Origin of the sequence: Hymenobacter puniceus (assembly GCF_014333525.1) — a bacterium.
Taxonomy (GTDB): domain Bacteria; phylum Bacteroidota; class Bacteroidia; order Cytophagales; family Hymenobacteraceae; genus Hymenobacter.
Genome location: NZ_JACSCX010000003.1, coordinates 726,825 through 748,289, shown reverse-complemented (window position 1 = coordinate 748,289; position 21,465 = coordinate 726,825). Strand labels below are relative to the sequence as shown.

At 56.0% G+C, this 21,465-nt stretch carries 19 protein-coding genes and 1 tRNA gene; 11 read left to right on the top strand and 9 right to left on the bottom strand.

Annotated features, from left to right (window positions below):
- Positions 1-56 precede the first annotated feature (56 nt).
- Positions 57-695: a bifunctional phosphoribosyl-AMP cyclohydrolase/phosphoribosyl-ATP diphosphatase HisIE gene (gene hisIE, locus H8B14_RS11830; RefSeq protein WP_187315834.1), complete on the top strand. Its 639-nt coding sequence runs from the start codon at positions 57-59 to the stop codon at positions 693-695.
- Positions 696-873: 178 nt separating this feature from the next.
- On the opposite strand, the gene H8B14_RS11825 is transcribed toward hisIE, so the two are convergent.
- The 5 genes from H8B14_RS11825 to H8B14_RS11805 all read right to left on the bottom strand — a co-directional run bounded on the left by H8B14_RS11825 (position 874) and on the right by H8B14_RS11805 (position 8,129).
- On the bottom strand, positions 874-1,902 hold the full coding sequence (locus H8B14_RS11825) for a hypothetical protein (protein ID WP_187315833.1): 1,029 nt from the start codon (positions 1,900-1,902) through the stop codon (positions 874-876).
- Positions 1,903-3,163: 1,261 nt separating this feature from the next.
- Positions 3,164-4,306: a tetratricopeptide repeat protein gene (locus H8B14_RS11820; protein ID WP_187315832.1), complete on the bottom strand. Its 1,143-nt coding sequence runs from the start codon at positions 4,304-4,306 to the stop codon at positions 3,164-3,166.
- A gap of 155 nt (positions 4,307-4,461) precedes the next feature.
- Positions 4,462-7,023: a DNA gyrase subunit A gene (gene gyrA / locus H8B14_RS11815; protein WP_187315831.1), complete on the bottom strand. Its 2,562-nt coding sequence runs from the start codon at positions 7,021-7,023 to the stop codon at positions 4,462-4,464.
- Between the two features lie 125 nt (positions 7,024-7,148).
- A complete protein-coding gene (locus H8B14_RS11810) occupies positions 7,149-7,391 on the bottom strand; it encodes a hypothetical protein (protein ID WP_187315830.1) in 243 nt (80 codons plus the stop codon).
- 78 nt (positions 7,392-7,469) lie between these two features.
- Positions 7,470-8,129, bottom strand: a complete 660-nt coding sequence (locus H8B14_RS11805; protein WP_187315829.1) for an HD domain-containing protein — start codon at positions 8,127-8,129, stop codon at positions 7,470-7,472.
- Between the two features lie 388 nt (positions 8,130-8,517).
- On the opposite strand from H8B14_RS11805, the gene H8B14_RS11800 reads away from it, so the two are divergent.
- The 4 genes from H8B14_RS11800 to H8B14_RS11785 all read left to right on the top strand — a co-directional run bounded on the left by H8B14_RS11800 (position 8,518) and on the right by H8B14_RS11785 (position 11,291).
- A complete protein-coding gene (locus H8B14_RS11800; RefSeq protein WP_187315828.1) occupies positions 8,518-9,861 on the top strand; it encodes a L,D-transpeptidase scaffold domain-containing protein in 1,344 nt (447 codons plus the stop codon).
- 87 nt (positions 9,862-9,948) lie between these two features.
- Positions 9,949-10,021, top strand: a tRNA-Thr gene (locus H8B14_RS11795).
- Positions 10,022-10,299: 278 nt separating this feature from the next.
- Positions 10,300-10,863, top strand: coding sequence for a hypothetical protein (locus H8B14_RS11790; protein ID WP_187315827.1), 564 nt, complete (start codon positions 10,300-10,302; stop codon positions 10,861-10,863).
- 245 nt (positions 10,864-11,108) lie between these two features.
- A complete protein-coding gene (locus H8B14_RS11785) occupies positions 11,109-11,291 on the top strand; it encodes a hypothetical protein (RefSeq protein ID WP_187315826.1) in 183 nt (60 codons plus the stop codon).
- Between the two features lie 300 nt (positions 11,292-11,591).
- On the opposite strand, the gene H8B14_RS11780 is transcribed toward H8B14_RS11785, so the two are convergent.
- Positions 11,592-12,062, bottom strand: a complete 471-nt coding sequence (locus H8B14_RS11780) for a DUF4199 domain-containing protein (protein ID WP_187315825.1) — start codon at positions 12,060-12,062, stop codon at positions 11,592-11,594.
- A 290-nt stretch (positions 12,063-12,352) separates the two neighbouring features.
- On the opposite strand from H8B14_RS11780, the gene H8B14_RS11775 reads away from it, so the two are divergent.
- Positions 12,353-13,978, top strand: a complete 1,626-nt coding sequence (locus tag H8B14_RS11775) for an ABC-F family ATP-binding cassette domain-containing protein (protein ID WP_187315824.1) — start codon at positions 12,353-12,355, stop codon at positions 13,976-13,978.
- A 14-nt stretch (positions 13,979-13,992) separates the two neighbouring features.
- Entirely contained in the window at positions 13,993-14,817 is an 825-nt protein-coding gene (locus tag H8B14_RS11770; protein WP_187315823.1) for a hypothetical protein, read from the top strand.
- A gap of 108 nt (positions 14,818-14,925) precedes the next feature.
- Here H8B14_RS11770 and H8B14_RS11765 read toward each other — a convergent pair whose 3' ends face one another.
- Positions 14,926-15,096 (bottom strand): lmo0937 family membrane protein, encoded by a 171-nt coding sequence (locus H8B14_RS11765; RefSeq protein ID WP_187315957.1) that lies wholly within the window; start codon positions 15,094-15,096, stop codon positions 14,926-14,928.
- A 354-nt stretch (positions 15,097-15,450) separates the two neighbouring features.
- Here H8B14_RS11765 and H8B14_RS11760 point away from each other — a divergent pair, with 354 nt between their 5' ends.
- Together H8B14_RS11760 and msrA are read left to right on the top strand one after the other, a co-directional pair.
- Positions 15,451-16,341: a 3-hydroxyacyl-CoA dehydrogenase family protein gene (locus H8B14_RS11760; RefSeq protein ID WP_187315822.1), complete on the top strand. Its 891-nt coding sequence runs from the start codon at positions 15,451-15,453 to the stop codon at positions 16,339-16,341.
- A gap of 247 nt (positions 16,342-16,588) precedes the next feature.
- Positions 16,589-17,131: a peptide-methionine (S)-S-oxide reductase MsrA gene (gene msrA / locus H8B14_RS11755; RefSeq protein ID WP_187315821.1), complete on the top strand. Its 543-nt coding sequence runs from the start codon at positions 16,589-16,591 to the stop codon at positions 17,129-17,131.
- A 96-nt stretch (positions 17,132-17,227) separates the two neighbouring features.
- Here the strand turns inward: msrA and H8B14_RS11750 are convergent, their stop codons facing one another.
- Positions 17,228-18,019: a hypothetical protein gene (locus H8B14_RS11750; RefSeq protein ID WP_187315820.1), complete on the bottom strand. Its 792-nt coding sequence runs from the start codon at positions 18,017-18,019 to the stop codon at positions 17,228-17,230.
- A 126-nt stretch (positions 18,020-18,145) separates the two neighbouring features.
- Positions 18,146-18,970 (bottom strand): 2,3,4,5-tetrahydropyridine-2,6-dicarboxylate N-succinyltransferase, encoded by an 825-nt coding sequence (locus H8B14_RS11745; RefSeq protein ID WP_187315819.1) that lies wholly within the window; start codon positions 18,968-18,970, stop codon positions 18,146-18,148.
- A 132-nt stretch (positions 18,971-19,102) separates the two neighbouring features.
- Here H8B14_RS11745 and H8B14_RS11740 point away from each other — a divergent pair, with 132 nt between their 5' ends.
- Together H8B14_RS11740 and H8B14_RS11735 are read left to right on the top strand one after the other, a co-directional pair.
- Complete coding sequence (locus H8B14_RS11740; RefSeq protein ID WP_187315818.1) at positions 19,103-20,314, top strand: glycosyltransferase family protein; 1,212 nt, start codon at positions 19,103-19,105, stop codon at positions 20,312-20,314.
- Positions 20,315-20,390: 76 nt separating this feature from the next.
- Entirely contained in the window at positions 20,391-21,401 is a 1,011-nt protein-coding gene (locus tag H8B14_RS11735) for a 3-oxoacyl-ACP synthase III family protein (protein WP_187315817.1), read from the top strand.
- The last annotated feature ends 64 nt before the right edge of the window (positions 21,402-21,465 follow it).

Sequence of the window (21,465 nt, the reverse complement as noted above, 5' to 3'; positions counted from 1 at the left end):
TTGACTGCTCGCGACTGTACTACCAACTACCAACTACTAACCAACAACTAGATCCAATGGATTTTGCCAAAATGCCCGATGGGCTGATTCCGGTGATTGTGCAGGATGCCCACACGGGGCAGGTGCTGATGCTGGGCTACCAGAACGAGGAAGCGCAGCGTGTGACTCGCCAGACGGGCCGCGTGACATTCTTCTCCCGTTCCAAGCAGCGCCTCTGGACCAAGGGTGAAACCTCCGGCAACTACCTCACCGTGGTGAGTGAGCACGCGGATTGTGACCAGGACGCCCTGCTTATCCTGGCCCGCCCCGACGGCCCCACCTGCCACCGGGGTACCACCAGCTGCTTCGAGCAGCCCCAGCAGACGCGCTACCCGGCCCCGGCCGTGAGCTTCGTCGGGGAGCTGGAGCGCTTGGTGCAGCGCCGCCACCAGCACCCCGATGAAGACCCCAAGTCGTACACCGCCTCGCTGTTTCGCAAGGGCATGCCCAAAATTGCCCAGAAAGTGGGAGAGGAGGCCGTAGAAACCGTCATCGACGCCGTGGGCGGCAACGTGGAGGGCTTGAAAGGCGAGGCCGCCGACCTGCTGTACCATTTGTTGGTACTGCTGACGGCCTCCGGACTTTCCATGGAAGACGTGGTAGACGTGCTCAAGCAGCGCCACACCACCATTTCTGGCGGGGTGCGCCGGGAGTAGCCGACGAAAGTTGCGGAAGGGACTCCGGTTTGGTGGTTCTCTCCGCTGCCGGATCGGAACCTCCTCCTAACGGCCGCCGCATCGTTCGTAACTTGGGTTAGCCAAATGCTTTAAATCAAAAAAGCCCCTTGCCAACTACACGTCGGTAAGGGGGCTTTTTTGATTTAAGAGGAACTATCTATCTGTTAGCCAGATTCTTCCTGATTTTCTCCAGTAGGATCCTGACAATATCCAGGTCGTCTACGTCCTGAATGCTCAGTTGGGTGTCCAGACCCGGCCCGGCAATGTGAATAAGGTAGCCCTCAGTGGGTGGGGCCACTGTCGGTTCGGATACTCGGGGGGAAGCCGGCGGTGCCGGCCGGGGTGTCGGTGCCGATAGGGGCTCAGGCGGGGTGGCATCGGCCGGAAGTATAACAGGAGGTACAACCGCTGCTTCCGGGTTATACTGTGTGGCCGGAGCGGGAGTTTTCCGGTTTAAACCAAACAGGGCCGATACCGGATCCGAGTCCATTGTAGCGTCAGTAACCAACTCAGAAGGCGCAGAAGGTACAAGACTAGTTTCAGGGAATGTGCTGTCTGTAGCGTAGCGCTCTGTAGGGTCTAAACGGGGGGGCTGAGAATATGCTACGGCAGGAGAGGAGGAAGATGCATCGGGAGCGTCTGAAGCCTTGAACAGATTCAGCGGCATCTCGCCACTGGCAAGTTCGCGGCGCGGGCCCTGCTGTGCGGCCAGTTGGTCGATATCGGCAATTACGTTGCGCTCATCCAGAATCCCGGCCATGCGGGCGCCATCTACGAATGCCTTGGCCACATTCTGCGCATTAATTTCTTCCACCCCAAATTCCCGGATCAGCATGATGTCAAACATCTGCACGGGGAGTTCCTTGTTCCTGAACTTGCGGCTTATCTGGGAGAACAGCGGCGGATGCAGGAAAGCTTCGCGATGGTAAAGCAATTCCTCCTGCTTATCGTACGCGTGCTTGATGCGGCGAAACAGATTCGTTGTGGTGAGTAACTCCCGTTTGCTGGTAAGCAATCCAAACTTCACCGCTGAACCCAGAATAGCTTTGAAGGAGCCACTAACCTTACGATTGAGCTTACGGGCGCAAGCTTCGATAGAACACTTGCCACCCGTGTCGTCAACTACTTCTGCTACTTCCCAGGCACCGGCATAGGAAGTTCTGGGATAGTCTATAGTCTTTGGCATATAGCAGGTGAGTCTTATGTGATGAAACAGTACGTAAATATAAGAGCACAAACGTAAATTACCAGTAGTAAAAAGCACAAAATAGTTAATAGAGGTAATACTTTTTTGTACTTTATATGCTTTTATTTACTATTTTGATATAGATGCCTTATAATTCCCCTCAATTTGACTATTACCTTAATAGAAACAATAGTCTATACCTCTGTAATTTATATACCACACTAATACAAGGCGGGGCGGGGCCTTGCTAGATCCTGCATGAGGACTTCATATCGATCCTTACTAGAGTACTCATAGAGTTCGTTTCTGAACCGTGACAATTTCGCCTATCGCTGAACTGGGGCCCAGACGAGTGCTAATATGCCTAAGCATGACATGCCCGTGCAAATGCCTGTGCATACAGGATTGTTCAGATATACTAAATAGGAGAGAGGCCCCCAGAAAAAAATCACCCGGGTAGATAGAGTCTCGTTTTCTAAACCAATGGACCATGCTTGCTGGAAGGGAAACCAAGCTTTATCAAACGAATCCTCAAATGCTACTTAGCTTCGACAGCAACTGGAGCCAAGAGCAATTCGGCGACGGCAATTTGAAACCATGAATCTATTAGTCGGGTGCACATACACAGTCCGACTAAGGAATTAAGTACCAGTCGTTAAGTAATTACCGCGCTGGCCAGCGTCCAGGCCGGACACGGCCAAGAGCGTATCACGTGGTGAATCATCTGGACTCTGGTAGTTTCATTTTTATCGTCCACTATGACACGGCCGCAGCCGCGGGCTCAACTATAGCTAATCACCGCCGGATCGAAGCTTGTAACTCTCCAGTAACGCCACACTTGTAAATTTCGAACGTCGCCTTCTTTTCCTCGTTGGTCCAGGTGCCCAGCGGAGAAAGGGTTTGTGCTGAATGAGGTTCTAATGCGGCAACAGGCGTCCGCTGAAGCTTGCGGCCAATGCCTCATAGAGAAAGGCCTCGGCTGCGTCTATACATCACTAACGCTTCCGCAGTACACGAGCAAACAGGCTCATGTTATCTTGCCCATAATCATCAGGCGTGCAAAGCCCGCCGTTAATCTTCTACTAAGCTCATACATGACAATCCATAGCCGCTAGAAACCGGCATCGAAAGAACTAAATCTATTTGTCTTATAATTTATATTATGTTAAGTGATAATCAGAAAACCATCCCGACTGGATGCCGGGATGGTTCATGGTGCTACCCTATTGTTATAGTGACAAGAACCATAACAAAGACAATGTTACTTTTTTAGAGCGTCAAGGCGAGCATTCATCCGCTCAGCATCAGCATTCCGACCTAGCTTAGTATAAACTTTACCAAGTGAAGAAATCGTAGCACGATCATCAGGCTGAGCGGCCAGTGCCTTCTCAAAGTATGGCAACGATTCTGAGAAGTACTTCTTGCCGTCAGCTTCGAACTTCTTCCCAGACTTGTTATAGGTAGCTAAGTCCATCTTGCTGGCCTTAGTGTACAAATCAGCGGCCTTGTTATAATTATACACGCCCAAGTTGAAGTTAGCATCAAAATTATTGGGCTCAGCTTCAACTGCCTGACGATATGCTTTCAAGGCTTCCTCAGGCTGCTTTGCTTGATCCAGCAGCGAACCTTTTACCGCATACAAGTTGGCATTCTTAGGATCAGCGGCAATTGCTTTGTCAATTTTAGCCAGTGCCTCTTTCCCGCGACCAGCGCTAAGGTCAGCGTTCAGGTCTTCCAGCATAAAACCCTTGTTCGTTGGGTATGCCTGAAGCGCCTGCTGCAACACTTTTGAAACCTCTGCTTCGTTTTTTTCCTGCTTCGCAATCTGCAGCATGCGCCCATACATCTGTGGCGACTTATAGTTCATAGCAATCAGCTGGCCATAGGTGGACTTTGCGGTTGCAAAATCGTTCTTAGCTTCTGCAGCATAGGCCGAGTACAGATAGGCCGTAGTATCCTGCGGACGAATCTGCTGAGCCAACTGGTACGCCTTGATGGCGCCGTCGTAGTCTTTACCGTTGTAGCTTTCTACACCGGCATTCAGCGCTATGCCATACAGGTTATCGAGCTTGGCCGCGGCCTGCTTGCCATACTCACCATCTTTGCCTTCCAGCTCGATGGCTTTCTTATACGACTCAAACGCCATGCGCGTACCCTCACCGGCGCCCAAGGACTTGCCATAAATTGGGCTGGCGGCCATTGCCTCGTAGATTTCACCTCGCGTGTACCAGGTTTTAGCTTTGGTAGAGGTCTTTTCGTTGAGGACTGCTTTGTCGATATCCGTGCGGGCTTTGTCGAGCAGGCCCTGGCGCTGGTTCAGAATGGCGTTGGTAACGGCCGAAGTCTGAGCCGAGGCAGAAGTCAGTGCCGCCGCAGCGACAAGCGTCAGAAGGATCTTCTTCATAGGGAGGTTTTTCTGAAGAATGGTCAAAAAGAAAAAAAGGAAAGAATTTCAGGGAAAACGGGGAAACTGGCCTTGAAGTTCAGCCAAACGGCAGACAAGCCAGGAAAGCAAGAGGCTGGTCGTAAAACCAGCCTCTTCCCTCCTTTTGCGCAATATTATTTGGTTTCGGCCGAATCTGCATCGGCAGCAACTTCCGGGTCTGCCACGACGTCAGCTATTTCAGCATCCGATACAGCACCTTCAGCAACCAGCGACTCCAATTCAACTTCTTTTTCTTCCTCGGCCGCCACTTTAGCTACCGAAGATATTTCATCACCTTCGTTGATTTTCAGAAGCCGGACGCCTTGCGTAGCCCGACCAATGATGCGCAGATCAGCCACACGTAGACGAATAGTGAGCCCCGACTTATTGATTATCATCAGATCGTCGGTATCGTTTACGTCCTTAATGGCCACCAGCGCACCGGTTTTCTCGGTGATTTTCATGGCCTGCACACCCTTACCACCGCGGTTGGTGATGCGGTACTCCTCCAGCTCCGAGCGTTTGCCGTAGCCGTTTTCCGATACCACCAGCAGTTCCTGCGTAGGGTCCGAAACACATACCATGCCTACTACCCGGTCGGTGTCCGAAGCCAGCGTGATGCCACGCACCCCGGCGGCCGTGCGGCCCATGGAGCGCACTTTACCTTCGGGGAAGCGTACGGCCCGGCCGGAACGCAGCGCCACCACAATTTCCGAGTTGCCATTGGTCAGGCGCACATCAAGCAGACGGTCACCCTCGTTGATGGTAATGGCATTGATGCCCGCCGTCCGCGGACGCGAATAGGCTTCCAGCGGCGTCTTTTTCACGGTGCCCTGCTCGGTGCAGAACATCAGGTAGGTATTTTCCAGGTAGTCCGGGTCGCGCAGGCCACGCACATTCAGCACAGAACGTACCGAGTCTTCGCGCGGAATCTCAATCAGGTTCTGGATAGGCCGGCCTTTGGCATTTTTGCCGCCCTCGGGCACTTCGTAGACTTTCAGCCAGAACACCCGGCCCAGCTCCGTAAAGAACAACAGGTACTCGTGCGTGGTAGCTACAAACAGGTGTTCAGTGAAGTCGTCCTGCTTGGAGCCGGCGCCGCGGGCACCTACCCCGCCACGGCCCTGCGACCGGTACTCGGCCAGCGGAGTACGCTTGATGTAACCGTCGTTGGAGATGGTGATTACCATGCTCTCGTCGGCAATCATGTCTTCCATCGAGAAGTCGCCGCCGGCGTACTCAATGGCCGTGCGGCGCTTGTCGCCGTACCGCTCCCGAATATCGATCAGCTCGTCCTTGATGATCTGACGCTGCATTTCCTCAGACGCCAGCACCGACTTCAGGTAATCGACCAGCTTCATCAGCTCGTCGTATTCCTGCACAATCTTGTCGCGCTCCAGGCCCGTAAGGCGCTGCAGACGCATATCCAGGATGGCGCGGGCCTGCACCTCACTCAGTGAGAACCGCTCGATCAGCTGGCCGCGGGCTACTTCGCCGTCGCGCGAGCCCCGGATCAGGGCAATCACCTCGTCGAGGTGGTCCAGCGCAATCAGCAAACCTTCGAGGATGTGGGCCCGCTTCTGGGCTTCAGCCAACTCGTAGCGCGTCCGCCGCACCACCACGTCGGCGCGGTGATCCACGAAGTAGTGAATCAGCTCCTTCAGGTTGAGCGTCATCGGGCGCCCTTTCACCAGACACACATTGTTGACGCCAAACGACGACTGCAGCTGTGTGTAACGGTAAAGCTGGTTGAGCACCACGTTGGGCATGGCGTCGCGCTTCAGATCGTAAACGATGCGCATCCCGTCCCGGTCGGACTCGTCACGCAGGTCGGCAATGCCTTCGATGCGCTTCTCGTTGATGAGGGCCGCCGTTTTTTCAATCATCGACGCCTTGTTCACCATATAGGGAATTTCGGTGATGATGATCTGCTCTTTGCCGCTGGCCAGGGTTTCGAAGTGCGCCTTGGCCCGCACCACAATGCGGCCCCGGCCCGTTTCGAAGGCCTGCTTGACGCCTTCGTAGCCGTAGATGGTGCCACCGGTCGGGAAGTCGGGCGCCAGCACGTGCTCCATGAGCTCGGCAATGGTGATGTCCGAATTTTCGAGGTAGGCAATGATGCCGCTCACCACTTCGGTGAGGTTGTGGGGCGCCATGTTGGTGGCCATACCCACAGCAATACCAGTGGTTCCGTTCACCAGCAGGTTCGGGAACTTGGCCGGCATCACGCTCGGCTCTTCCAGCGAGTCGTCGAAGTTGGGCTGGAAGTCAACGGTTTCCTTGTCCAAGTCGCCGAGCAGCTCGTCGGCCAGGCGCTTGAGACGGGCCTCCGTGTAGCGCATAGCCGCCGGCGAGTCGCCGTCGACCGAGCCGAAGTTGCCCTGCCCGTCCACGAGCGGGTAGCGCAGGCTCCAGTCCTGAGCCATGCGCACCATCGTGTCGTACACCGAGGAGTCGCCGTGCGGGTGGTATTTACCCAGCACCTCGCCCACAATACGGGCTGATTTTTTGTAGGACTTATTATAGGATACGCCCAGCTCGCTCATGCCGTAGAGCACACGCCGGTGCACGGGCTTGAGGCCGTCGCGCACGTCGGGCAAGGCCCGGGAGATGATAACCGACATCGAGTAATCGATGTAGGCGCCGCGCATCTCGTCTTCGATGTTAATCGGAATGATTTTTTCGCCTTCCGCCATAGGGAGAACTTAGTCGGCTGGCTACTGCCCTGAAAGGCCGCGCCAGCACTGTGAATGAAGGGTGCGTTAAGCCTGCAAGATAGGCAAAAAAGGCCGTTTTTCCAACCTCTGACCGCGCTTCCCCCCTACTTCAGCGACTTACTTTTATCAGCTTTGTGCTTACCGGCCTTGGGGTTGTAGGTCTTGATTTTTTCGCCGATTGCCGGGTTCTGTTTCTTCAGGATCGGCTGCCCCCGGTACTTCACGCCGTCGTGGAAATGCACCTTGCGGGTATGGCAGGAATTGATGGGGCAGGTACGGCAGGAAGCGGCCAGCAGCAGCACAAGCCCGGGCACCAGCAAACGGGAATAAAACGAGCGGAATGTCATGTGGCAAAGATGGCAGTTTCTGGTTGTTCGAGGCGGCTTAGGCTTATACCCCATAGTGGGCCCGGCTGAAATTAGGCTTTAGCTCAGATCCTGACCCTCCCACTCGCGCAGGAATTGTGTCAGGAAGGTTTCCATGAACGCATGGCGCTGCTCAGCTACGCGGCGGGCGGCGGGCGTATTCAGCCGCTCCCGCAGGTGCAGCAGCTTTTCGTAGAAATGGTTGATGGTGGGGGCCACGTTCTGCTTATAGCTCGCAAACGAGGCGTGCTGCACCGGCGGCACCGTGGGGTCGTGCAAAGGCCGGCCTTTATGACCACCATAGGCAAAGGCCCGGGCTACGCCAATAGCCCCGATGGCATCAAGACGGTCGGCATCCTGGACCAACGCACCTTCGATGGTGCTCATGGGCGTAGGTACGCCAAGGCCTTTAAAGCTGACTTCGCGGATAATGGTTTCTACGGCCTCAATGACGCTTTCGGGCGCATGCTGGCTTTCCAGCCAGGCTCGGGCAGCCCGGGGGCCGGCTTCCTCATCGCCATCGTGAAACTTCCAGTCGGCTACATCGTGCAGCAGCGCGCCCAGTTCGGTGTGCAGTAGGTTGGCGTCCGGAGTATCGAGGGCCAGGGCCCGGGCCACCTGCCATACCCGGCGGATATGCTCCCAGTCGTGCCCGGAACCTTCGTGTAAGAACTTTTCCCGAACGAAGTCGGCAGTGCGGCTAATAAGGGCAGTTTCCAAAACCTGAGGGTGCTAGTGAGGCTGCAAAGCAACAACACCCGCACCACAAAGTAACCAGCCTACTTGCCTGAACCGGCACCCGCACCGCCAGATTCGCGAATAAGTAGCTGACCACAACACGCCTGCCCCGCTGCGACGGCACGCCCTCGTTTGTATTCACCGGCCGCAATTCGTATCTTATGGAAGTGTGGTGCCAGCCGGATACCCTTTCTCTGCCTATACAAAACCGCTTTGCTTTCCTACAGCCATGGACCGGTTAAGACGTTGCAGCCGTGTAGCTGCCTGCTGGGCTTTGATAGGCGGTCTGCTGCTGCTGGCACCATTGCCTTTACCGGCAGAAGGCTTACGCAATGACCCTCCACTCCTACTAGCTTCGGGCCCGGGCGCAGTGGTTTCGCTGCGCACACTGCTGGATACGGTGGCGCTTGGCTCGACGGCTACCTACGAGAAACTGGCCCTGAAAGCCGGTTTCGCGGTCCAGTCTTTCTATCTGCAGCGCAACTTCGCCCCGGCCTGGACGCACCCCGACTCCGGCTGGAACCACACTGCCCTACAGGCCCTTTCGCTGCTGAAACGCGCCCCTGAGTTTGGGCTCAACCCGGCATCCTACGCTTGGCCAGCACTGCAAACCCTCCCCGACTCCTTGCACCAGGCTGCCAGTGGGGCCGCCAGCTTAGGTGGCTTTGAGTTGCGCCTGACGGATGCCTTGCTGCTCTATGCGGCCCACTTGCGCTACGGCCGGCTCCAGCCCTACACCACCAGCCCAACTCAACTACACGGACCGATAGGCCAACAAAGCATTACCCGGCTCACAAGTGCATTAGCAGCCGTGGAATTTGAGCGAACATTTTTAGAGTGCCAACCCACAACCCGGGCTTACCAGGCGCTTCAGCAGGCCTGGCACCGCACCCTTCCTACTGACTCAGCTTCAGTTACCCAGCGCCACCCAATTTATGGTAATGCCGCTGATTTTCGCCGGGTGGCCCTCAACCTGGAGCGGCTTCGCTGGGATGTTGCCCTACCCGATTCGGAGGCATATATTCTGGTAAATATCCCGACGTATTCTCTTCAAATTATAGAGCAGGGGCAAGTGGTACAGATGCACCGTGTAGTAGTTGGCAAGCCTGATACCCCCACTCCTACTCTTGACAGCCGCATTACTGTATTTATGACGGCACCAGAATGGCGCGTACCACACAGTATTGCCGTTCGGGAAATTTTGCCTGAGCTACAAGACGATCCTGGCTTTCTGGCTGACAATAACTACCGATTGTTCGATGTCCGAAACCGCCTCATCAATCCGTGGCGAGTCCAATGGGGCCGCATTACGCCACAAAATTTCAATTTTACGATCCGGCAAGAGGCCGGCCGACATAATGCCCTTGGCAGCCTGGTATTTTACTTCGCCAACCACCATGCTGTATACTTGCACGACACACCAGCCCGGGCCTTGTTTAAGGAGCCCCGCCGTGCACGCAGCCATGGCTGCGTACGGCTGGAAAGGCCTCTTGAGTTAACGAGCTATCTGCTGCGGCGTGAGCATCAGCAAGCTGCGCTGCCTGACATTCGGCGGAATATAGCCACTCATACCACTTGCCGCTATGATTTAGCCCAAGGTATGCCCATTCGTATTCGATATACTACGTGTGAAGCCCAGAACAATCAGCTGCGCTTCTATCCGGATATCTACTGCTGGGACGAGGCCCTAACAAGTATTTTAGCAAATCCCTGACTATGTGCAGGTTTAAAAATAACTCAATTCTTTTTACTGCTCCCGCTTGAAAATCTAAATTTAGCCCCTAGTTTTGCACCACAATTCGCCTCCTTAGCTCAGCTGGTAGAGCAACTGACTTGTAATCAGTAGGTCGTTGGTTCGATCCCGACAGGAGGCTCATAAACGACGAAATTCCATTGTAAATCCTTGATTTACAATGGAATTTCGTCGTTTATGCTATTCTTTGTTTATGAACATAAAATCCCCGAACTGCCAGGCTATTCGTCACCGGCCACGGTTCCAACTAATTGACCGTGATATATACAAAGTAGAGGTTGCTAACGACAAAGTGAACGTTCGAAGCCCTTTCTGCAACAGAGACAAATGGCACCCGTAGGAAGTACGTCGTTGCAACGACACAAGTCTCTTCCAACTATTTTCAACCCGTCTATTGGTATGGCCAAGCAAGTTCCCGCTACGAAAGCTGATAAGCTTAATAGCTTATACAAAGAATGCGGCTTGATTAAGGAGGACGTGTTTCAGCACCAGCATTACACCATCCTAACTCGTTCAGGTATTGAGAAGGTGCAAGCGCACTACGGAATCCAGGTGCGCTATAAAGCCCTGAAACTGGAACCCAAATACGCTGTTATCAAGGCTGTAGCAAAGATGGAGGAGGCGACAGTTGAAACCTACGGCAGCGCCGTCCCCGAGAACTGCAAGAACAGCTACTTTGCCGAAACAGCTGAAAAAAGGGCGCTAAGCCGGGCAGTGCTTAAGTTAACAGGCCTCTACCAGCACGGCTTTTTCGGGGAAGAGGAATCCGAGCAATTGACGGCAGAAGCAAAAGCTGCCCCACAACAGCAAGCAGTAGATGCTACCCTCACTGACGCTATGAGCCGCTTACAGAGTGGCGACGCCCCTGGCACCGTCTGGAAAGCGTATCCTGGGCTACACGAACACGAAGGTTTCAAGGCTGCAGTAAAGGCGGAATCAGAACGACGTAAAGCAGCAGCATAGCATCACCCAGATCAGGCTGTTCTTGAGCACTTGTATCCCGCAGACCGGACAGCAGTCCGTAACCAGCTTTACTCACGAGTCCGAATCATTATGAGCTGAGAACTGGGTTAGGCATATAAGTGTATAAGAGATAGCAAGCACACAAGGGTGGAAATAAGAGCGGAAAGGCGGCTATAAGGCTTGCTCTAGTTCTATTTCATCCTTACTCCGTTTCCTCTCTACTTATTGTTCAGCTTCTTGTAATCATGGATACGACCAACCCAGAGCAACCAGAATCACCGGACAGCGCGTCTCATATCCTTCCCAAACTGGAAGACCTGATTGCCGTGACAGGTTTGTTCACGCCCGAGCTGATTGTTGAAGAACTGCAGGAATTAGAGCAGTTGGATGAGCAGCAGGAACAGACAGAACAGAATAATCAGCCGTAGCAACAACGCAGATGGCCTCGCATAACCAGGTGATAAGCCGGCGGCTGTCACCTGGTTATGCGAGGCCATCTGCGTTGCTATCTACGACATACAGGTTGCTGAACATGCGTGTGGCCGCTTGGTAAAAGTCAGCAAGCAACAGGTCTTTTTTCCGGTTACTCAACAGGCGGCGCTTCATTCCCTTTTACAAACCCAAGAGGTATAAAAGAGAATGAAGCGCCGCCTGTTGAGTAGTATAAGCTACTACTCTGTTACATCTGGTATGCCCAGCGAGGCTGGAATACTAGCTGGTTGGGCAACCTATTCAATACCTTCAATGGGCTTGTGGTCGGGGCTTTTGAAATACTGCATAGCAACCAGAGAGATAATAACTCCCACCATAGCTCCTTGCAGAAGAATAGCCAAAAACGCAATCAACGCTGATAGTTCCAGCCCAAACAGGTCACGGGCATGGATCTGGTCCATGATGTCGGGCCGCAACGCGGTAAAACCAATAAAGAAAAACCCAAACACCAGCGACGACACAGCAGCCGTGATAATACCCGTGCCAAAGCCCTGCAGGTAAGGCATGCGGTCATGCTTGTAACGCTTGAAATTGGCAATGGCCAAGCATATACCGACAGCCATGATGGCAAAGTTGAGAAAGCTGAATTCGATACGGCTGGTCAGATCCAGGAAGGAGGCTACCACGAAGTACAGCATCATGCCAATGGAAGTGAAAAGACCATAGCGGACACCATTGGTTTCCGGAGTTATGCGGGAGTCGTTCATGTAGAAAATTGGTTAAGGGTGGAAGAGAAAACCCGTACGACTGGCGGAACCGGAACTGAAATAGACGCTGTTGTTCAGCAGCTTGCCCAAAGTACCGCCTCTCTCTATACCATTTTGCGGCTGTGTTGTTGCACCAGAAGCCTAAATTTGTACTTCCGGCCAGCTGTTGCGCCCGGCTCAGGCCGTTGGTTCGGGCTTTGGTGCGGAGACGCAGGGCATTTTCTGTATTTTTGCGGGCCCGCAGGCCGGTTGCGCCTCGTTTCGCCTGATTTTTCGACCTTTCTTTTCTTATGATTAGCACCTCCAATGTCAGCCTGCGCTATGGTAAGCGTGTACTGTTTGAAGACGTCACCATCAAGTTCATGCCCGGCAATGTGTATGGCCTTATCGGCGCCAACGGCGCGGGCAAGTCTACATTTCTAAAGATTCTGGCCGGCGACATTGAAGCCAATACTGGCTCAGTGATGATGCCAGCCGGCTCGCGCCTGTCGGTGCTGCGCCAGGACCAGTTTGCCTACGATACGCAACCAGTGCTGCAGACCGTGATTATGGGCCACCACCGCCTCTGGAAGGTGATGGAAGAAAAAGACGCCCTCTATGCCAAGCCCGACTTCTCGGACGCTGACGGTGAGCGGGCCGCGGCGCTGGAAGGCGAGTTTGCCGACCTCGAAGGCTGGAACGCGGAGTACGAAGCAGCCGAGCTGCTGTCGGGCCTGGGTATCGGCGAAGACAAGCACTACACGCTGATGGGTGACCTGGGCGGCTCCGATAAAGTGCGGGTGCTGCTGGCGCAGGCCCTGTTCGGCAACCCCGACGTGCTACTGCTCGACGAACCTACCAACGGCCTCGACGCCGAAACAGTGTTGTGGCTGGAGAACTTCCTCGACTCGTTCCAGAACACGGTGATTGTGGTGAGCCACGACCGTCACTTCCTCGACGCGGTGTGTAACTACATGGCCGACCTCGATTTCTCGAAAATCACCATGTATCCCGGCAACTACTCGTTCTGGTATGAGAGCAGCCAGTTGGCTTTGCGCCAGCGCCAGGATGTAAACAAAAAGACCGAGGACAAGCGCAAAGAGCTGGAAGAGTTTGTGCGCCGCTTCTCGGCCAACGCCTCCAAAAGCAAGCAGGCTACCTCGCGCCAGAAGCTGCTGCAAAAGCTGACGCTGGAAGAAATCAAGCCTAGCTCACGCAAGTACCCGTACATTGCCTTCAAGCCCGAACGTGAAGCCGGCAACCAGCTGCTGACGGTGGAAAACCTGAGCAAGTCGGTAGACGGGCAGGTGGTATTCCGCGACGTCAGCTTCTCGCTGGACAAGAAGGATAAGGTGGCCATTATCAGCCGCGACGACCGGGCTCCTTCCCTGCTGTTTGACATCCTGTTCGGAGAATCCCGGCCTGATACCGGCGACATCAAGTGGGGCACCACCATCACGCCCAGCTATTTCCCGAAAGAAAACTCCGAGTTCTTCGCTACCGACCTGAACCTGGTAGACTGGCTGCGCCAGTACAGCACCGAGAAGGACGAGTCGTTTATCCGGGGCTTTCTGGGCCGCATGCTGTTTTCGGGCGAAGAGTCGCAGAAGAAAAGCAACGTGCTAAGCGGCGGTGAAAAAGTGCGCTGCATGCTTTCCAAAATGATGATGGAATCGGGCAATGTGCTGGTGCTGGACGATCCGACGAACCATCTGGACCTGGAAAGCATTACGGCTCTAAACAACAGCCTGCGCGAATTCCAGGGCACCCTGCTGTTTGTGTCGCACGACTTGCAGTTCATCGAAACCATTGCCAACCGTATTATTGAGCTCACGCCCGACGGCATCATCGACCGGCGCATGAACTACGAGGAATACCTGGCCGATGAGCAGATCAAGACGCTGCGCCAGCGCAAATACCAACTCGTCTCTAAATAGCGTTACCTCCCGGTATGAACGTTTCCCTCCGTTTTCTGCTGGCAGCGGCCCTCACCACGGGCACTGGGCTGGCCCTGGCACCGTCGGTGGCGCTGGCCCAGCGCACCGATAGCACGTCCACTGTGAAGCCCCAGCTGAACACGGCTCCTCCTGGCACTGCCCCGCGCCCGGCTACATCGGCCCCACGCCCGCAGGATCAGGCTGTGCCGGTGCCCGCCCCAGCCCCGGCAAATGCGCCCCTACCAGCCCAGCAGCCTTCGTCCGACAGTCCTTCGGGCCTGGACTTTCCGGCCGGTAGCCGGGCCAGCGAGCAGCCCAAGCCGCTGCGCAAGTATTTTCTGTACACCAACTTCGGGCTTGGGTACAGCAGCTTCTACGGTGATGGGCAGTTCAACGCCAGCATTGCGCCGGCCCTGGGCATCCGGCTAACTGAGAAGCTGGCGGTTGGGCCGGGCATTAGCTACTCGTATACCAACGTGAGCTACTCCGACTACAACCAGCAGGTGAACAATTACCCTCCCAACATTGTGGCTAATAATGTGGGGCTGAAGGTATTTGCGCAGTACATGGTGTATAAACAGTTTTTTGCGCATGCCGAGTACGAGGTGACACGCACCAACGTGCGCTACACCTACCAGGGCCAACGGTACTCCTTCGGGCAGACGCTGAGGACGCCGCTGGCCGGGGTTGGCTACCGCAACGAGTTCAGCGACCGGGTAGCCTTGGATATCGTAGGTTTGTACAACTTCAACAACGGTCTGAATCCGGACGGCACGAGCACTTCGCCTTATGGGCAGCCGGAGTTTCGGATAAACCTGCTTATCAATCTGGGCAAATAGAGCTGGTATTGCTTACGCTCCAACACAAAAACGCCTCCCGGATATCCGGGAGGCGTTTTTGTGTTTTTCAGACGCATTTTTCGGCCTGCCAGGGCAGACCAGACGTAGCTAGACTACGCGGCCACCGCGGATAACACGCAGCAGGATGGCAATGATGGCAATAACCAGCAGAATGTGGATCAGGTTGTTGCCCTGCATGCCGGTACCGAGCACGCCAAAGAAGCCCAGTGCCCAGATGAGGATGAGAATTACGGCGATGATGTACAGCAGATTGCCCATGGTGGTTGGATTGAGTTGGTGGAGAGAGATTTGGAAGATTTTCAACCCATGCTGCAGTAGGGCTACAAGCATAAGCTGATTTGCGGATTTGTACGCGGGGGTTATCAAAAGGATATAATCTTGTTATTAAAATTTCGGAGTCATTCTGGCTGATTTCGTTAAAAACCCGCTTACAGCCCTGAAAACGGGTTTTTCGGAAAGCAAACTTTTTAGCGCTCCGGCTGTTTTCCGGCGGCTCCGGCCGGCACCTAAGTCTGTTTCCGTTGGATTGACCCCGTTTTTCGGGCTAGCTTTGCCAGCGGCCGGCTCCTGCTGGTCTCCGCTCCTCTTCCCACCCTTCCTTTTCCACTCAGTATGATCAACGTTGCCGTTATCGGCTCGGGTACCATGGGCAATGGCATTGCGCACGTATTTGCCCAGCACGGATTCCCAGTTGCCCTCATTGATATTAATCAGCCCGCTCTCGACAAGGCCCTTGGTACCATCGCCAAGAACTTGGACCGTCAGGTAGCCAAAGGCAGCCTCAGCGAGGACGACAAAACGGCTACCGTCGGCCGCATCCGCACCTTTACCAGCATTGCCGAAGGCGTGCGCGACGTACAGCTGGTGGTAGAAGCCGCCACCGAAAATGTAGACCTCAAGCTCAATATCTTCCGTGAGCTAGACCAGCACGCGCCGCAGGATGCCATCCTGGCCTCCAACACGTCTTCCATTTCCATCACCAAAATTGCGGCCGTTACAAAGCGCCCCGACAAGGTGATTGGCATGCACTTTATGAACCCGGTGCCGGTGATGAAGCTGGTGGAGGTTATCCGGGGCTATGCTACTTCCGACGAGGTAACGGCACGCATTATGGAGTTGTCGCGGCAGCTCAGCAAGACGCCTACTGAGGTCAACGACTATCCTGGCTTCGTGGCCAACCGCATTCTAATGCCGATGATCAATGAGGCCATTATCAGCCTGCATGAAGGCGTGGCGGGCGTAGAAGAAATTGACACAGTAATGAAGCTGGGCATGGCGCACCCAATGGGTCCGCTGCAGCTAGCCGACTTTATCGGGCTGGACGTGTGCCTGGCCATCATGCGCGTGCTGCACGACGGCCTCGGCAACCCCAAATACGCGCCGTGTCCACTGCTGGTAAATATGGTGATGGCCGGCCGCCTCGGCGTGAAGTCGGGTGAGGGCTTCTACAGCTGGGGCCACGGCACCAAAGACCTGGTGGTGGCCGAGCGCTTCCGCAAATAACCTACTGGCGGCACTGGTGTGCGCTTTTAAATGAGTAGTTAAACGGCCTTTCAATTGTTTGAAAGGCCGTTTAGCGTGTGGGTGGTAGTTCGAGGACGGCTTTCAGTAGGCTAACTGTGGCAGTTGATGCGCCGCAAACTTTTTCGGCTGGAAATGGCTTTTAAGCGTATGCCACACGCTGCGGCCCCGCACGTTGTGCCGGCGCTGTGGGCATATTCTTCTCTCTTACCTACGACATCTAAATAGAATGGAAAAGGCAACTTTTGGAGCCGGCTGCTTCTGGTGCGTTGAGGCCGTGTTTCAGGACCTCGAAGGCGTGGAAAAAGTGGTATCCGGTTATTCTAACGGGCGTATCTCCAACCCTACCTACCGTGAAGTATGCAGCGGCCTGACCGGCCATGCCGAAGTAATTCAGCTCACCTATGACCCGGCCGTTATCAGCTTCGAGCAGCTGCTGGAGATATTCTGGAAAACCCACGACCCCACGACCCTCAACCGCCAGGGCGCTGATGCCGGCACGCAGTACCGCTCCGGCGTGTACTACCACAACGACGAGCAAAAGCACCTCGCCGAGCAGTACAAGCAGAAACTCAACGAGGCCAAGGCCTTCGACCAGCCCATTGTGACGGAGATTGAGCCGCTCAAGAGCTTCTACCCGGCCGAAGACTACCACCAGAACTACTACAAGCAGAACGGCCGCGAGCCATACTGCCAGTTTGTGGTGCGGCCTAAAGTAGATAAGGTGCGTGCCGTGTTCGGCGACAAACTGCGAAAAGGCGCGCTTCAATAGGCTGCGCCCAAACAACTGAAAACCCCGGCTTACACGTGTAGGCCGGGGTTTTCTGTTGTTTGGGCGTATTCAGCAACAGACGACCAGCTGCCTGGGTTAGCGTTTGATGGCAAACGGACCGTTTTCCTGGCCCAGCAGGTAATACATAGCCACTCTGTCAATCACGGCGCGGGTGGCGGGGGCGGCCATATACTCCACAATGCGGCCGTTCTTCATCATGATGAAGCCGGCTGGCTCGCCGGGCACTGCGCCGTCAGCCCCAACTTCCGGTACCGGCGTGAGGAACTTGTGGGGCGCAATCCGGATGGCGCTTTCGTCTTCGGGCAGCACCAGCGTGGTATTTTCCTGCCGGGGTTTGAAGCCGAACGTGGCTGAGTAGGAATAATGTGGGTTGTGCACCCAGTCGCCGTTGAACACATAGTATTCGTCGGTGCCGACGCGCAAAAACTCCCGCACCGAGCAGTTGATGACGAAGCGTGGGGCCCGGCGGTCCTGCAGGTTTTCCAGAATCAGGCGGGTGCGGGTGGGGTCCGAGAAGTCAGTGAGGGGCTGGGTAAGGCGCGCGGCCGTGGCTACCTCGCAGCCGGCATAGAGGTTGAGCAACTGCTGGCGCCACTCATTCAGGCCGCCCAGCTGGCGCGTATCGCCCACGTTGAGTTCGGGCAGATTATACGTGTACGGTCCCGTAACAGCTACGCCGTTGGCTAGGCCGGCAAACCATTCCACCAGGTAGCACGGCTGCACGGTCCCATCTACCCAGGGCAGGTCCATGTTGAAAACCACTTTGGTTTGCACCTCGGCAGCAGGCTTCTCATACTCGGCAGCAACGTAGTTCCGGATTTCGTCGCGGGCTTCTGCCGCCGATACCGGCCCAGATTTCGTGTTCATTTTTGAAGTAAGTGAAGAGGTGATTGGGTGAGGAGGTGAACCGTGACAGGCAACAGGTGGTCAGGAAAAGCAAGAACGAAATTCCAGTTACTTCTCACCTGCCCCAATTCACTTCATCACGCAAAACTATACTGCCACGTTATGTTCGCGCAATGCGTCGTTGAGGCTGGTTTTGAGGTCGGTGCTGGGCTTGCGCTGCCCAATGATGAGGGCGCAGGGCACCTGGTAGTCGCCGGCGGCGAAATGCTTGGTGTAGGAGCCCGGAATTACCACCGAGCGGGCCGGTACCGTACCTTTATACTCGATAGGCTCCGAACCCGTCACGTCGATGATTTTGGTGCTACCCGTGATGGTGACGCCCGCGCCAATGACGGCCTCGCGACCCACAAAGCAGCCTTCCACTAGGATACTGCGCGAGCCCACAAAGGCCCCATCCTCGATGATAACCGGCGCGGCCTGCACCGGCTCCAGCACGCCGCCGATACCCACGCCGCCGCTCAGGTGCACGCCCGCGCCAATCTGCGCGCAGGAGCCTACCGTGGCCCAGGTGTCCACCATCGTGCCCTCGCCTACCCACGCGCCAATGTTCACGTAGCTGGGCATCATAATCACGCCGGGGGCCAGGTAGGCACCGTAACGGGCTACGGCCGGCGGCACTACGCGCACCCCTTGCTGCTCGTAGTTGGTTTTGAGGCGCATTTTGTCGCGGAACTCAAACGGGCCTACTTCCAGGGTTTCCATCTGGCGAATGGGGAAATACAAGATGACGGCTTTCTTAACCCAGTCGTTTACCAGCCAGGCGCCTTCCTGGTCGGTGGCGGGCTGGGCCACGCGCAGGCGGCCCTTGTCGAGCTCCTCAATAACATGCTGAATGGCGTCGGTGGTGGTGGCATTCGTGAGCAGGCTCCGGTCGTTCCAGGCTGCTTCAATGGTTTGCTGCAGATCAGTCATTCTTACGCTGGTTGAATTGATACATGTTGGTACATGCCCGTGTCCTGAAGCACAACGCAGAGCATCCGGCCATAACTCCCCACTGCTGCATGCAGCCCGGCAGTTTGTTGCAGAAGCGTTGCTTGGCGCTCCATGACGAGCGGGAAGCGCAAACTTACCATCTTCGCTGCCACAATGCCGCATCTGCCGCCTCCAACCGTTATTTTATTGGCCTCGGTGCTTAAGCCCCTGGATGATACCCGCATGTTCGGGAAATTTGGGCGCACCCTGGCAGCGCGGTCTGGCACAGCCGTACACGTAGCCGGCCGGGAAGCAGCCCTCCCCCCCGACACCCCCGACAACCTGTACACCCACAGCTTGTTGCGCGGCACTCGCCTGAGCTGGGCCCGGCTGCAGGCCCAGGTGCACTACTGGCGCCTGCTGCGGCAGCTGCAGCCGCAGTTGGTTGTGGTGCACGCCCCAGAACTGCTACCGCTGACGCTGCTGTGGCAGGCCCTGGGTTTCCGCCGGCAGTTCCTGTACGACGTGCGTGAAAACTACGCCCTCAACATCCGTACGCAGCACGTGTATCCGGCCTGGCTGCGCGGATTGCTGGCCGGGGCCGTACGCACCCTCGAAACCGTGGCCGCCCGCCGCGCCGCCCGCATACTGCTGGCTGAGCGCAGCTACGCCGCTGAGCTGCCATTTGCAAGTCCTCAAAACACGGTGGTGCTGGAAAACAAATACCAGCCCCAGCCTACCGAAACCCTGCCGACGCAAGCCCGCTCACTACCGGCATTTGGCCAGCCCCTGCGGCTGCTGTATTCAGGCACTATTTCTGAGCTGAATGGCGTATTTGAGGCGGTGGAGTTCACGCAGCGGCTGCGCCGTCATTGGCCCAACGCCCAGCTCACAATTGCCGGATTCTGCCAGCAGCCTGCCGTGCTGGCCCAGCTGCAGCAGCTGGCTGCCGCCGACGACGCCATTGTACTGGTTGGTGGCGACGAGCCGGTGCCCCACGCCCATATTGTAGCTGAAATCCAACGCAGCCACCTGGGGCTGCTACCCTACCGGCCACATCCCAGTTCGGCGCACTGCATTCCTACCAAGCTCTATGAGTATCTGGCGCACGGCCTGCCGCTGCTGCTGCCTCCCAATCCGCTCTGGCAGGAAGTGGCCTGCCGGTACCAGGCGGCTGTGGTGGTAGAGTTTCCGCACGTTTCTGAAGCAGTGCTTACGAAGCTGACGGCACAGCACTTTTACCCAACTGGTCCATCCGCCGCGGCACTTTGGGCTACCGAAGCTATAAAATTGGGGGCAGTAGTGGATTCTATTCAGCAACTGCCGACCTTTGCCGGCCGTTAGAGAACGGACAGCCGACTTTTTCTTACTTTCAGCCCCTTCGGTCCCGTCTCTCTGCCTGCTTAATTCCCCTCTCCCTATGTCAACTCTCCGACATTCTGAAATTGCCGGCGTCGGCCACTACGTACCCGCGCGGGTCGTAACGAATGCTGACCTCACCGAACTCATGGAAACCACCGACGAGTGGATTCAGGAACGTACCGGCATTCGGGAGCGGCGCTGGTTCGAGGAAGGCAAAGACACCACCGCCAACATGGGTGCCAACGCGGCACGCAAAGCCCTGGAAATGGCCGGTCTCACCCCCGACGACGTGCAGATGATTGTGTTTGCCACCTTGTCGCCCGACTACTTTTTCCCGGGCTCGGGCGTTCTGCTGCAGCGCGAGTTGGGCATTGCGGCCCCCATTCCGGCATTCGATGTGCGCAACCAGTGCTCCGGCTTTGTGTACGCGCTGAGCATGGCCGACCAGTTCATCAAAACCGGCATGTACGATACGGTGCTGGTGGTGGGCTCCGAGATTCACTCCTCGGGCCTCGACATCAGCACCCGGGGCCGGGGCGTATCCGTAATTTTCGGGGATGGCGCGGGCGCGGTAGTGCTGCGCCCCTGCACCCGCGAGGGCCACGGCATCCTGAGCACCCACCTACACTCGCAGGGCGAGCACGCCGAAGAGCTGATTGTGAAAGAGCCCGGCTCCAACCGCAACAACCGGGTGGACTACGTGGTGGCCAATGAGCTGGAGATGTACCCCTACATGAACGGCCAGAACGTGTTCAAGCACGCCGTAGTCCGGTTCCCGCAGGTAATCCGCGAGGCGCTGGATGCCAACGGCTACGAGTCCAAGGACATCGACATGCTGATTCCGCACCAGGCGAATCTGCGCATCACGCAGTATGTGCAGCAGAAAATGGGCCTCACCGACGACAAGATCTTCAGCAACATTCAGCGCTACGGCAACACCACCGCCGCCAGCGTGCCCATTGCCCTGAGCGAGGCCGTGCAGGAAGGCCGCATTAAGCGCGGCGACCTAGTATGCCTGGCCGCCTTTGGCTCCGGCTTCACCTGGGCCTCGGCGCTGATTAAATGGTAATGAAGTCAATTAAGAATTGAGAAGTAAGAATTAAAAATGGCCGCTTCCTGACGCTACTACAGCT

Bases quoted from the DNA above. Each gene is read 5' to 3' on its own strand.
- H8B14_RS11790 (WP_187315827.1), top strand. From the start codon at position 10,300: ATGGCCAAGCAAGTTCCCGCTACGAAAGCTGATAAGCTTAATAGCTTA.
- H8B14_RS11820 (WP_187315832.1), bottom strand. From the start codon at position 4,306: ATGAAGAAGATCCTTCTGACGCTTGTCGCTGCGGCGGCACTGACTTCT.
- H8B14_RS11770 (WP_187315823.1), top strand. From the start codon at position 13,993: ATGAACGTTTCCCTCCGTTTTCTGCTGGCAGCGGCCCTCACCACGGGC.
- gyrA (WP_187315831.1), bottom strand. From the start codon at position 7,023: ATGGCGGAAGGCGAAAAAATCATTCCGATTAACATCGAAGACGAGATG.
- H8B14_RS11750 (WP_187315820.1), bottom strand. From the start codon at position 18,019: ATGAACACGAAATCTGGGCCGGTATCGGCGGCAGAAGCCCGCGACGAA.
- msrA (WP_187315821.1), top strand. From the start codon at position 16,589: ATGGAAAAGGCAACTTTTGGAGCCGGCTGCTTCTGGTGCGTTGAGGCC.
- H8B14_RS11780 (WP_187315825.1), bottom strand. From the start codon at position 12,062: ATGAACGACTCCCGCATAACTCCGGAAACCAATGGTGTCCGCTATGGT.
- H8B14_RS11810 (WP_187315830.1), bottom strand. From the start codon at position 7,391: ATGACATTCCGCTCGTTTTATTCCCGTTTGCTGGTGCCCGGGCTTGTG.
- H8B14_RS11735 (WP_187315817.1), top strand. From the start codon at position 20,391: ATGTCAACTCTCCGACATTCTGAAATTGCCGGCGTCGGCCACTACGTA.
- H8B14_RS11825 (WP_187315833.1), bottom strand. From the start codon at position 1,902: ATGCCAAAGACTATAGACTATCCCAGAACTTCCTATGCCGGTGCCTGG.
- H8B14_RS11785 (WP_187315826.1), top strand. From the start codon at position 11,109: ATGGATACGACCAACCCAGAGCAACCAGAATCACCGGACAGCGCGTCT.
- hisIE (WP_187315834.1), top strand. From the start codon at position 57: ATGGATTTTGCCAAAATGCCCGATGGGCTGATTCCGGTGATTGTGCAG.
- H8B14_RS11760 (WP_187315822.1), top strand. From the start codon at position 15,451: ATGATCAACGTTGCCGTTATCGGCTCGGGTACCATGGGCAATGGCATT.
- H8B14_RS11765 (WP_187315957.1), bottom strand. From the start codon at position 15,096: ATGGGCAATCTGCTGTACATCATCGCCGTAATTCTCATCCTCATCTGG.
- H8B14_RS11745 (WP_187315819.1), bottom strand. From the start codon at position 18,970: ATGACTGATCTGCAGCAAACCATTGAAGCAGCCTGGAACGACCGGAGC.
- H8B14_RS11740 (WP_187315818.1), top strand. From the start codon at position 19,103: ATGACGAGCGGGAAGCGCAAACTTACCATCTTCGCTGCCACAATGCCG.
- H8B14_RS11775 (WP_187315824.1), top strand. From the start codon at position 12,353: ATGATTAGCACCTCCAATGTCAGCCTGCGCTATGGTAAGCGTGTACTG.